The 12,416-nt window shown below is 36.8% G+C and carries 10 protein-coding genes and 1 riboswitch; of the genes, 1 reads left to right on the top strand and 9 read right to left on the bottom strand.

The genetic code is table 11. The annotated features are described in order from the left end of the window. Positions 1–43 precede the first annotated feature (43 nt). The 3 genes from ACLBWW_RS24815 to ACLBWW_RS24805 are packed head-to-tail and all read right to left on the bottom strand — an operon-like array spanning position 44 to position 2,594. Positions 44–898 carry a MetQ/NlpA family ABC transporter substrate-binding protein gene (locus tag ACLBWW_RS24815; protein WP_000721587.1) on the bottom strand — a complete coding sequence of 285 codons (855 nt, stop codon included), beginning with the start codon at positions 896–898 and terminating at the stop codon, positions 44–46. A gap of 21 nt (positions 899–919) precedes the next feature. Further along, on the bottom strand, positions 920–1,585 hold the full coding sequence (locus tag ACLBWW_RS24810; protein ID WP_001261880.1) for a methionine ABC transporter permease: 666 nt from the start codon (positions 1,583–1,585) through the stop codon (positions 920–922). After that, on the bottom strand, positions 1,575–2,594 hold the full coding sequence (locus ACLBWW_RS24805) for a methionine ABC transporter ATP-binding protein (protein ID WP_447614288.1): 1,020 nt from the start codon (positions 2,592–2,594) through the stop codon (positions 1,575–1,577). Before ACLBWW_RS24805 ends, ACLBWW_RS24810 begins: the two co-directional genes overlap by 11 nt. A 123-nt stretch (positions 2,595–2,717) precedes the next feature. Then, a riboswitch (SAM riboswitch) is annotated at positions 2,718–2,823 on the bottom strand. A 397-nt stretch (positions 2,824–3,220) separates the two neighbouring features. Between ACLBWW_RS24805 and ACLBWW_RS24800 the strand changes: the two genes are divergently transcribed. Continuing rightward, positions 3,221–3,784: a cysteine hydrolase family protein gene (locus ACLBWW_RS24800; protein WP_048542051.1), complete on the top strand. Its 564-nt coding sequence runs from the start codon at positions 3,221–3,223 to the stop codon at positions 3,782–3,784. Between the two features lie 244 nt (positions 3,785–4,028). On the opposite strand, the gene ACLBWW_RS24795 is transcribed toward ACLBWW_RS24800, so the two are convergent. The 6 genes from ACLBWW_RS24795 to pcrA all read right to left on the bottom strand — a co-directional run bounded on the left by ACLBWW_RS24795 (position 4,029) and on the right by pcrA (position 12,412). Further along, on the bottom strand, positions 4,029–4,166 hold the full coding sequence (locus tag ACLBWW_RS24795) for a hypothetical protein (RefSeq protein ID WP_000521651.1): 138 nt from the start codon (positions 4,164–4,166) through the stop codon (positions 4,029–4,031). Positions 4,167–4,357: 191 nt separating this feature from the next. Then, positions 4,358–5,905, bottom strand: a complete 1,548-nt coding sequence (gene pruA / locus ACLBWW_RS24790; RefSeq protein ID WP_000259557.1) for an L-glutamate gamma-semialdehyde dehydrogenase — start codon at positions 5,903–5,905, stop codon at positions 4,358–4,360. A gap of 153 nt (positions 5,906–6,058) precedes the next feature. Continuing rightward, positions 6,059–6,829, bottom strand: coding sequence for a TSUP family transporter (locus ACLBWW_RS24785; protein WP_048542054.1), 771 nt, complete (start codon positions 6,827–6,829; stop codon positions 6,059–6,061). Between the two features lie 98 nt (positions 6,830–6,927). Then, positions 6,928–8,121, bottom strand: a complete 1,194-nt coding sequence (locus ACLBWW_RS24780) for a CamS family sex pheromone protein (protein ID WP_048542055.1) — start codon at positions 8,119–8,121, stop codon at positions 6,928–6,930. 16 nt (positions 8,122–8,137) lie between these two features. After that, complete coding sequence (gene ligA, locus ACLBWW_RS24775) at positions 8,138–10,147, bottom strand: NAD-dependent DNA ligase LigA (RefSeq protein WP_048542056.1); 2,010 nt, start codon at positions 10,145–10,147, stop codon at positions 8,138–8,140. 15 nt (positions 10,148–10,162) lie between these two features. Then, positions 10,163–12,412, bottom strand: a complete 2,250-nt coding sequence (gene pcrA, locus ACLBWW_RS24770; protein WP_002108861.1) for a DNA helicase PcrA — start codon at positions 12,410–12,412, stop codon at positions 10,163–10,165. Positions 12,413–12,416: the final 4 nt, after the last annotated feature.

Raw genomic sequence — 12,416 nt, 5'->3', positions numbered from 1 at the left:
TAACAGCGGAGGGGTTCCTACTGTTAATCGTTAAACCCGATAATTATTTTACGATTTTTTCAAGCTCCTCAAGTGAAAGATCTACTGAAATGGAACCATCATTTGTTTCTTTCTTAATTGCATCTGTTACTTCTTTTGAATGATATAGTTCAATTACTTTTTTCAGTGTTGGATCATCTTTATCTTTTGTACGAGCTGCGAAAATATTAATATATGGCTTCGCATTTTCATTCTTTGGATCTTCTAAGAAAATTGGATCCTTCGCTGGATCTAATCCAGCTTGACCAGCAACACCGTTATTAATAACTGAAGCTGCAACATCTTTTAATACACGAGGTGTTTGCTGTGCGATAACCGGTGTAATTTTTAACTTCTTCGGATTTTCAGCAATGCCACTTGGATCTCCGAATAAGCCAAAGTCTTTCTTAAGCTTTAATAATCCAGCTGCATCAAGAAGTTTTAATGCACGAGCTTGATTCGTTGGATCATTTGGAATCGCAATTTCTGAACCATCTGGAATTTCATTTGCCTTCTTATATTTTTCAGAGTATAAGCCCATTGGTGCAATTTGCGTTGTACCGACAGCTGTAATATCTAACTTATGCTCTTTTTTAAATTGCTCTAAGAAAGCAACGTGCTGGAATGAGTTTAGTTCAATATCTCCATCAGCTAACGCTTTATTTGGCGTTGTGTAATCAGAGAACTCCACCAATTTAATTTTAATTCCCTCTTTTTCAGCTTTTTTCTTTAAAATTTCCCAAGCGTCTCCATCTGTTCCGGTTACGCCAACGCGAACTACTTTCTCTTTTGCTCCTGCCCCCGTGTCTCCACTTGAGCAGCCGCTTAACGCTGAAATTCCTACAATCGCTGATAATGCAAATGCTAAAATTTTCTTCATTTTCTTTTCCCCTCTTCCTTTTTATGATCTGCGTAAAAAGACTTTCGCAAAGTAGTTTCCTAAATTTTGAGCTACCTGTACGAGAATAATAAGTAAAACGACCGTTACGAACATAACTGATGTATCAAAACGTTGATAACCATATGTCATCGCTAAGTCACCAAGACCGCCACCACCGACAAGCCCAGCAACTGCAGAAAATTCAATTAAACCAACTGTCATAAACGTAACACCTAAAATTAATGGCGCTAACGCTTCTGGTACAAGAATTTCAAAAACAATTCTAAATGGTGAAGCACCCATCGCTTGAGCTGCTTCAATGACTCCCTTTGGAACTGAAACAAGATTTGTTTCAACCATTCTAGCAATACCAATTGACGCAACTAACGTCATTGGAAAGATTGCTGCCGCTGTTCCAATCGTCGTTCCGATAACACTTCTTGTTAGTGGGCTTAAAGCTACTAAGAAGATGATGAATGGAACCGGACGAATTGTATTAATAATGATATTAAGAATAGAAAAGACCCATTTATTTTCTAAAAAGTTCCCTTTTCTCGTTACATATAAAAGTAAACCTAGAGGTATACCAAGAATTGTAGCGAATATAAGGGTTACAATTACCATTAAGAGGGTATCCCCCGTCGCATCTACTATGCGGGGCCAAAATATACTCCAATCAACTCGCATGAGCTTCTACCTCCTTCAGCTGCACTTGCAGTCTTAGATGTTGTAATGCTTTTTGAATTTCTTTCTGCTCACCTTGCAGTTCTACAAGTAGATTTCCAAATAGCACATTTTGAAGTTCAATAATATTTCCGTACAGTACGTTTACATCGACGTTATAGTTTTTCGCGATATATGATAGTACCGGCTGCCCTGTCTCTTCCCCAGTAAATGTTAAGCGATAAATCTGTCCACCATTTTGAATTTTCCCTAGAACACTTTCCGGTAAATGATCATTAATAATGGAGCGTACAAAGTTTTGAGTCGTCTTTGTTTTTGGTTGTGTGAAAACATCAAACAGTTTTCCTTCTTCAATAACCTTTCCCTTCTCCATTACAGCTACACGGTGACAAATTTCTTTCACAACGTGCATTTCATGTGTAATAAGAAGAATTGTTACATTATATTCTCGATTTACTTTCTTTAATAAGTTTAATATCTCTGTCGTTGTTTCTGGATCTAAAGCTGATGTTGCCTCATCACATATAAGGATATCCGGTGATGTTGCAAGTGCTCTTGCAATACCAACACGTTGCTTTTGACCGCCTGATAGTTGCTCTGGATAATAGTTTGCTTTATCTTCTAACCCTACAAACTTCAGCAGTTTATTTACTCTTTCTTTTATCTCATTCTTTGGTACTTTCGCTAATTTTAATGGATAAGCAATATTCCCAAACACTGTTCTTGAATTAAATAAATTAAAACTTTGAAAAATCATCCCGATTCTTTGTCTTAGCTTCCGTAATTCTTTCGTCGATAGTAATGTAATATCTTTATCATCTATTGAAATCGTTCCTGCCGTCGGTCTCTCTAACATATTTACTAAGCGTAACAACGTACTCTTTCCAGCACCACTAAAACCGATAATGCCAAAAATTTCGCCCTTCTCAACTGATAATGTTACGTCTTCCACCGCATGAACAGATTGCCCACCTGATTCATATACTTTACTTACGTTGTTAAAAGAAATCATTTTCTTCCCTCCTATATGCTGTAAAAACTTGAAGTAGAGCTTTCGAGGTAAAATAAAAAGTGCTCTCCTTCTTATCAACCATAAAGATAAGAAGGAGAGCACTTATATGTACTCGGTCACATCTTCTCATCTTCCAAGCCTTTTATAGGCTTGCTGGAGTTAGCACGGTATTAAAAAACCCGTTGCTGAGGTATCGTAGGGCCAGTCCCTCCACCTCTCTGGATAAGAATGTATCGATTTAATTGTCGTTTAATTAATTCTCATTATAGAACTCAGAATAATAAGAGTCAATACATTTTTTAGAAAAATATTAATTATTATTCTATTAAAATTTTCAAATGAAAAAATCACACTACAATAGTGATTTTTAAAGTTATGTAAAATTCTTTTCCTTCATATTTTTTAAAAGGAGAATCCTCTCTATAAAGTGAAACTATAATCAGTGGGGGGGTTTTGTTCATCCCCCACTGATTATCAGCCCTCACCAATCGGACATTTACGGACAGTTGATCTCCCACCTAACTTCTTTGCTCCAGCCGAATTTTGAGGTGGGAGTTTTACTGCCCGTTAATGTCGGATAAATTGAATACCATTATTTGAATATGAAATCGGAGGAAGATAAATATATGAAAACAGCTCTTTTACTCGTTGATATTCAAAATGATTATTTTCCACATGGAAAGATGGAGTTGCGTAATCCAGTAGAAGCAAGCGAATACGCTAGTCAGCTACTACAATTCTTTAGAACGAAAAACGAACCTATTTTTCATATCCAACATGTAGCAATTAAAGATGACGCTACTTTTTTCCTACCCAATACAGAAGGTGTACATATCCATGAAAGCGTACGTCCACTTAGAGAAGAAACTGTTATACTCAAACATTATCCAAATAGTTTTCGCGAAACTGATCTTCTAGAACAATTACAACGTTTAGACATTGAGCACGTCGTCATATGTGGGATGATGACTCATATGTGTATTGATGCTACCGTAAGGGCTGCTTTTGATTTCGGCTTTCCATGTACCGTTATACATGATGCTTGTGCTACAAAAGATCTTTCCTTTAAGAATGCTACTATACCAGCCGTTTATATTCATAACACAATTTTGGCTAGTTTAAATGGAGTATATGCAACTGTAATGAGTACAGAGGAGTTTTTGGCTACAAAAAAACACTCCCTTCAGTGAGCAAAACCGAAAAGAGTGTTTCTTGTCAAACCATAGATTTTCTTTCAAATTGTATTATACAGGAAATCCTTAAAATGAATACTAAAAAATATGACTAATAAGTCAACTTTTCTCGTTATTTTGTTTCTATTTACATGTTTATCCCGATATTAATAGGATTTAGCTAGTTCTAAGTACCGAATAGTAATATATGGTACTTAGAACTGGTTTCTCCTATCAAAAACGTAACATATTATTTATCTGTTTATTTTTGCTTCTTTTTCAAATACTCCGCACGCAATTTTTCAATTTGCTGCTTTTTATCAAATTTGGCAGGCGTCTGTTTTTCATGAAACTTTGCCACGGCTACCTGACTTTTGTAATCCAATTGATATTTTCCCACTTTGTTCACCTACTTTTCTTGTCTTTAAAGAGAATCTATTCAACAAATATAGTATACCTTATTTACTGAAGTAAACCTTATTACATTATTAGTTTTTCTACTTATATCTATCTTAATCCATATATAGAAACTTTTTCAAAAAAAAAAAAAAAGAGATCTTCGCAGACTGCGAAGATCTCTTCTACTATTTCTTATAAAGTTTCAGAAGTAGTTTTTGCTTGCATGTGAAGTGCTAAGTAGTCAGGGCCACCAGCTTTAGAGTCCGTACCAGACATGTTAAAGCCACCGAATGGTTGGTAACCTACGATTGCACCAGTACATCCACGGTTGAAGTATAAGTTACCCACGTGGAATTCTTCACGTGCTTTTTCAATATGGTCACGGTTGTTAGTAACAACAGCACCTGTTAAACCGTATTCTGTATTGTTTGCAATTGCAAGTGCATGATCAAAGTCTTTTGCTTTACAGAATGCTACTACTGGTCCGAAGATTTCTTCTTTCATTAAGCGAGCATCTTCTGCAACGTCAGCAACGATTGTTGGTTGGATGAACCAGCCTTTAGAATCGTCTCCTTCGCCACCTGTTAAGATTCTACCTTCTTCTTTACCAATTGCAACATAGCTCATTACTTTATCGAATGCAGCTTGGTCATTAACAGGACCCATGTTTGTACCTAATACAGCTGGGTTAGCAACTGTTAATTCTTTCGTTAATTCAACAGCACGATTTAATACGTGGTCGTATACATCTTCATGGATTACTGCACGAGAACATGCAGAACATTTTTGTCCTGAGAATCCGAATGCTGATGCTACGATAGATTTAGCTGCTAATTCAAGATCTGCTTCTTTATCAACAACGATTGTATCTTTACCACCCATTTCAGCGATAACGCGTTTTAACCAAATTTGGCCTGGGTTTACTTTCGCTGCACGCTCATAAATACGGATACCTACATCACGAGATCCAGTGAAGCTCACGAAACGTGTACGAGGGTGATCTACTAAGTAGTCACCAACTTCAGAACCATTACCTGGAACGAAGTTTACTACGCCAGCTGGTAAGCCAGCTTCTTCTAATACTTCCATGAATTTCGCTGCTACTACAGGAGTTGTACTAGCTGGTTTTAGTAATACTGTGTTACCAGAAACTAAAGCAGCTGTTGTCATACCTGCCATAATTGCGAATGGGAAGTTCCAAGGAGAAATGATAACACCTACTCCTAATGGAATGTAAGAGAAACGATTATATTCAATTGGACGGCTTTCTACTGGAATTCCGTCTTTTAATTTTAACATTTGACGACCATAATATTCCATAAAGTCGATTGCTTCTGCTGTATCAGCATCTGCCTCATTCCATGGTTTACCTGCTTCTTTTACAAGAATAGCAGAGAATTCATGCTTTCTGCGACGAACGATTGCTGCAGCACGGAATAAAATGTCTGCACGCATTTCTGGCTTTGATTTTCTCCAAGTTTGGAATGTTTCATCCGCTACTTGCATTGCTTTTTCAGCTAACTCACGGCTTGCTTTTGAAACGCGACCAACAAGTTCCTCTTTATTTGCAGGGTTTACAGAAACAATTTTGTCTTCTGTAGTGATTTTTTCTCCCCCAATAATTAATGGATAGTCTTGTCCAAGATAAGATTCTACTTTCTTTAAACCTTCTTCAAACGCTAATTTGTTAGCCTCCACTGAAAAATCTGTAAATGGCTCATGTTTGTATGCTACTACCATTCTTTTTAGCCTCCCCTTAGAAAAACGTTTACATTTTACAACATTATTCTACACGATAATTTAGATTTATTCAAATATTCCTAGACTTATATTTTAAAAATTAATTAATTTTTAAAATATAATAAAAAAATAGAGTTATACATACGTATAACTCTACAAAATATGAGTATATTCCAAAATGTTTTTTCCAATCAATAAAATAGTTACTAACAAAAATAAAGTTCTTACATATCCAACACCTTTTTGAACTGCAAACTTCGATCCAAAATAAGCGCCAAAAATCATCGACAATCCCATAATAATACCGTATTCAAAATGAATTACGTCTAAAAATAAAAAAGTAATTAAAGATACGATATTACTAACAAAGTTCAAAAGTTTTCCAGATGCTGCCGCTTGAATAAAATCCAAACCAACTAATAAAAATGCAAAAATTAAAAAGGATCCTGTCCCTGGTCCAAAAAATCCATCGTAAAACCCTATCATTAAAATAACAAAGAAAAATATTAATGTTTTTCTTTTCGTCATCTTCTTATAGGTAGATACACTTCCCCAATCCTTTTTTGCAATAATATAAATGGCAATAAACACCAACATCACAAGCACTAACGGACGTAAAATATCCGGCGGAATAAACTTTACTACTAAAGCGCCTGCGACCGCTCCTATAACAGTTAACGGGATTAACTTTCCTACAATTTTAAGATCGACCTTTCCTGATCGAATAAAATAAACTGCACTCGTAAACGTCCCCATCGTTGCAGCTAATTTATTCGTTGCAATTGCCGAAGCTGGTGGTAAACCAACAAACATAAGTGCTGGAAGCGAAATTAATCCTCCACCGCCAACAACTGAATCAATAAAAGCTGCTAAAAAGCCGAATGCAATTAATAAAATAATGACTTGAAAACTTAATTCGCCCATGTGCTTTACCCCTTACCCCCCCATTATTTATAACATTTTAAATTATAACAAAATTCCTCAAGAAAAAAAGCCGTTCCATAAAGGAACAGCCCTCCTATTTAATCTAAAATTTTCACAAATGGTTCATCTTGCTTCGCTTCACGTATAATAATCGCTTCTGGACGTTCTACAGATTTAATCGTTACTTGTACTTTCATATAATTCGGGAAGTATTCCATAACAAGCCCAGCTACATATTGTGTAAAACCAATTATTTCTGCTTTCCCATTAAACTGGACAGGAATATCAAGCTTTATTTCTCTTAATTCATCATCTCTATACATACCAGTACCGATAACAGCTGTGTAGTCGCCTTGGAAATAATCGCTTAGTTTTGATTTAAAGTTCGATACTCTTGCCAGATCTTCACGTTTATTATCTGTTTTCGCTTGTTCAGATGGGAACAAATAATATTTCTCATTAATTTGTTTCCAATCCTCAACCGTTTCACTGCCTTTTTCAACATTCGCATAAGAAACAAAGTTACCTGGCACGAGTGAAGCCTTTGGAGCCTGACGATAAATTGCAAATGTTATCGGAAGGTTTTTTGTTTCAGGCTGTTTTTGATGCATAAATTTCAAGACTTCTTGCGCCATTTTTTTCCCTTCAGCTACCATTTTTTCTTGCTCAATTTTAGCCTCACGCGGATAACCATGCTCTTCCTCGTAATAATGAACCGAGTTCATCGCTAAACCAATTACAATGCCTTGGCGCTCATCTGATTCACCTTTTTTCACATAATAATCATGCTCTAAAATATTTGAAATATATATTGGATTTTTTTTATTCTTTTCCTCTAATGATTCAGATCCTCCACCTAACGCTGGGTTTAACCCAATGTTTGGAAATTTAACTGCATCTTTTTTTAATTTGTCCTCTAGTTCCTTTTGTTCAGCATCTGTACGCTTTCTTTTAACAAGCATCTGCACATTTTGAGTATCTAGAGTACTTCCACCTTTAAAGAAATGATCTTTCGTACTAAAGGATTCTTTCGCAATACGCATTAATCCTGTTTCAAATTCATCTATATCAAGACGATTACTTACTCCTTGTACAACTAAACCACGTGCAGCTCCTGCTTGAAATGGAATAGTCGCCTTATAGTATTCATCCGAAATAGCGTACTTCGGAACGATTGCTTGCTCTTTTGCTTTCCCCGATTTCTCAACCACTTTTTCATCTTTATCGGCACCTGCACTACACCCACTTACGAGTAGGCCAAGGCTTAATACCGCTAATGCTATTTTTTTCATGGTAAGTTTGCACCTCTTACTTATTTAGCTCTTGTAAGAACCTCTCTTCATTCCAAACCTCAACATTATGCTTCTCTGCTTGTGCTAATTTCGAACCTGCTGCTTCACCTGCAACAACTAAATCCGTACTTTTACTAACACTTCCTGTTACTTTTCCACCTAATGCCTCAATCTTTTTCTTCGCTTCACTACGTCCCATAACTTCTAATTTCCCTGTTAAAACGACAGTTTTTCCTGCGAAGTACGACTCAATATTTTGTAAATCAGCAATTTTTATGCCTTTGTATGCCATATTCACGCCATACTCTTTAAATTGTTGTAATAGCTCTAATACGTCTTCATTATCAAAATACGTCACGACGGATTGAGCCATTTTTTCACCAATTTCATTAATTGCTTTTAGTTCTTCTTCCGTTGCTTTCACAAGCGCATCCATCGTTTCAAAATGCTCTGCAAATGTACGTGCTGCTTTCGCTCCAACATGGCGAATACCAAGACCAAATAATAATCGTTCTAATGAGTTTTCTTTAGAATTCTCAATTGCTTGTACTAAATTCGTTGCTGATTTTTCACCGAATCGTTCTAGCTGTAATAATTGCTCTTTCGTCAACGAATATAAATCAGCGAATGTACGAATATAATCAGCATCAAAGAGTTGTGTAATGACACGTTCTCCAAGTCCATCAATATTCATTGCATTTCTTGAAACGAAATGGATTAATCCTTCTCGAATTTGAGCCGGACAAGTTGGATTTATACAGCGCAGTGCTACCTCTTCTTCTAAACGAACTAGTTCACTCTCACATGCTGGGCAATGCGTTGGCATATGATATTCTTCTTCCTCACCAGTACGCTTATCAAAAATAACGTTCACAACTTCAGGAATAATATCTCCGGCCTTCTTCACAACAACATAGTCACCAATTCGAATGTCTTTTTCACGAATTAAATCTTCGTTATGTAAAGAGGCACGACGAACGATAGTACCAGCCACTCGCACTGCCTCTAGCTCTGCAGTCGGTGTTACAACCCCTGTGCGACCAACACTTAATTCAATGCCTGTTAATCTTGTTACAACTTCTTCAGCCGGGAATTTATAAGCAATCGCCCATCTTGGACTCTTTGCTGTAGTTCCTAAACTTTCTTGAAGAGCAACATCATCTACTTTTATAACGATTCCATCGATCTCATAATCAAGATGCGGACGTTTTTCTTGCCATTCTTCTACATAAGCTATAACTTCTTCGATTGTTTCACATGTACGACGATTTGGATTTGTTTTGAATCCAAGTTCACCTAAGAAATCAAGCGATTCACTATGTGATGGAATTGTTTTTTCTTCTACATTCGCAAGACCGTACACAAACATAGATAAGTTACGTTTCGCTGCAATTTTTGGATCAAGTTGGCGTATTGAACCTGCTGCCGCATTACGCGGATTCGCAAATACATCTTCACCATTTTGCTCTTTTTCTTCATTTAACTTAACGAATGAACGCTTCGGCATATAAGCTTCGCCTCGTGCTTCTAACGTTACTTCTTCATTTAAACGGAGCGGGATCGCTTTAATTGTTTTTAAATTTTGGGTAATATCTTCCCCTGTTACACCATCACCACGCGTTGCCCCTTGAATGAAGCGTCCTTTTTCATAATGAAGTGAAACAGCAAGTCCGTCAATTTTTAATTCGCATATATATCTTACATTCGCATCATCAATTCCTTGGCGTACTCGTCGGTCGAAATCACGTAAATCTCCTTCGTTAAATGCATTTCCTAAACTTAACATCGGTGACTTATGTGTTACTTTTTCAAATATATCAAGAACCGTTCCCCCAACGCGAATGGAGGGGGAGTCTTCACTCATAAACTCTGGATTCTCTGCTTCTAATTTTATAAGCTCCTGCATATTACGGTCATACTCCGCATCAGAAACAGAAGGATTGTCTAATACGTGATACTGATAGTTAAATGTATTTAACAAATCACGCAGTTCTTCTATACGTTGTTTTGCTATCTCTTTTGACATATCCTCATTCCTTTCCTATTGTTTCGTCACAGGTGCAAATTTTGCTAACAAACGTTTAACACCAATCGGGCTTGGGAACGCAATATCTAATTCTTTTGCATCACCTTCACCTTTTACACTGACAACTGTACCGACTCCCCATTTTTGGTGGGAAGCTTTATCGCCTACTGCCCAGCCAATTTGCTCGCCACCTGTCGTCTTAGCTGCAGGACGCGCGAAAGCTGAACGAGAGCGTGTTGTGGTTGTAGTTGTCATTCTACTTGTACTTGTCGTTCTTCCTTTTGCACCAAACGAAGTTTCACGCTTTGGCGCTGTTTCATTTAACGATTCTACTAGCTCTGCCGGAATTTCTGTAATAAATCGAGAGGCGGCGTTCATACTTGTTCTACCAAATAAAGTACGCATTTGTGCGTTAGATAAATATAACTCTTCTTCTGCACGAGTAATACCTACATAAGCAAGGCGACGCTCTTCCTGCATTTCGTCTTCTTCCATTAGAGAACGAGTATGCGGGAATATTCCTTCCTCTAAACCAACAATAAAGACAACTGGGAATTCTAATCCTTTCGCTGAGTGCATCGTCATTAAAATAACTTCCTCACCAGCAGTTGGATCTTCATCGACACGATCAATATCAGCAACAAGCGCTAAATCTGTTAAGAATGCAACAAGGCTCTTATCTTCGCTTTGAGATTCAAATGTTTGCGTAACAGATAAAAACTCATCTAAGTTCTCTAAACGACCTTCTGCTTCTAAAGTACGCTCGTTTTTCAACATATCGCGATAGCCTGTTTTTTCAATAACTTCTTCTACCAATTCTGTAACAGATAAATACTCTTGCATATTTACCCAGTTGTGTAATAAACCTGCGAATTCTTTTACTGCCTTTGTAATTTTTGCACTTACTCCAACATGCTCAATCTCATCGAATACAGCAGTTAATGAAATTCCATTTTGTACACCGTAATTAATAATTTTATCGATAGAAGTTGCACCAATTCCGCGCTTTGGCATGTTAATAATACGTGCGAAACTAATCTCATCATCTGGATTCCCAATTAAACGTAAATACGCCAAAATGTCTTTAATCTCTTTACGATCGTAGAACTTCGTACCGCCGACAATTTTGTAAGGAATATTAGATTTGAGGAAAATCTCCTCGACCATACGAGACTGCGCATTTGTACGATATAACACTGCAAAATCAGTATATTTTCGTTTTCCCATTTGAATATCGTCACGAATTTTTTTCGCAACAAAATATGCTTCGTCTTTTTCCGTCGCAGCACGGTAATATGAGATTTTGCTTCCAACTTGATTGTCTGTCCATAATTTTTTCGGTTTACGATTTGAATTTTTTTCAATAACAGCATTCGCTGCATTTAAAATATTTTGTGACGAACGATAGTTTTGTTCTAACAGAATAACTTGCGCATTCTCATAGTCTTTTTCGAATGACAAAATGTTAGAAATGTCAGCCCCGCGCCAGCGGTAAATAGACTGATCTGAGTCACCTACAACACATAAATTTTTAAAACGTGCTGCTAAATGTTTTACAAGAAGGTACTGCGCTTTGTTCGTATCTTGATACTCATCCACGTGAATATATTGGAACTTACGCTGATAAAACTCTAGTACTTCTGGAACACGTTCAAATAGCTGAATGGTTGTCATAATTAAATCATCAAAGTCTAATGAGTTATTTTTCAGAAGACGTTTTTGATATTCTGTATATACATCGCTCGTTAATTTTTCATATGGATCAGCGATGGTAATTTTTTTCGCATATTTATCTGCAGATAACAATTCATTTTTCGCATTACTAATACCAGCTAAAATGGAGCGTGGCTCAAATTTCTTCGGATCAATATTGCGCTCTTTCATAATTTTTTTGACTACAGTTAACTGATCGCCTGAATCTAAGATTGTAAAGTTACGATTAATACCAATACGATCGATATCACGTCGTAAAATACGTACACACATAGAGTGGAACGTAGAAATCCAAATATCTTCTGCTTCTGGTCCGACAAGTGTATCAATACGCTCGCGCATTTCACGCGCCGCTTTATTTGTAAAGGTAATAGCTAGTACATTCCATGGCGCTACACCTTTTTCACCAAGTAAATACGCAATACGATGTGTTAATACACGTGTTTTACCACTACCTGCACCTGCCATTAATAGAAGTGGTCCGTTCGTTGTTTGTACTGCTTTTTGTTGCTGTGGATTTAAACCATTTAATAACTTATCTGTCTTACTCATATAC

The organism is Bacillus sp. M5A3_1b (genome assembly GCF_053345335.1).
Note: the sequence above shows the minus strand (reverse complement) of the source record. Positions and strands in the feature narration are given on the sequence as shown.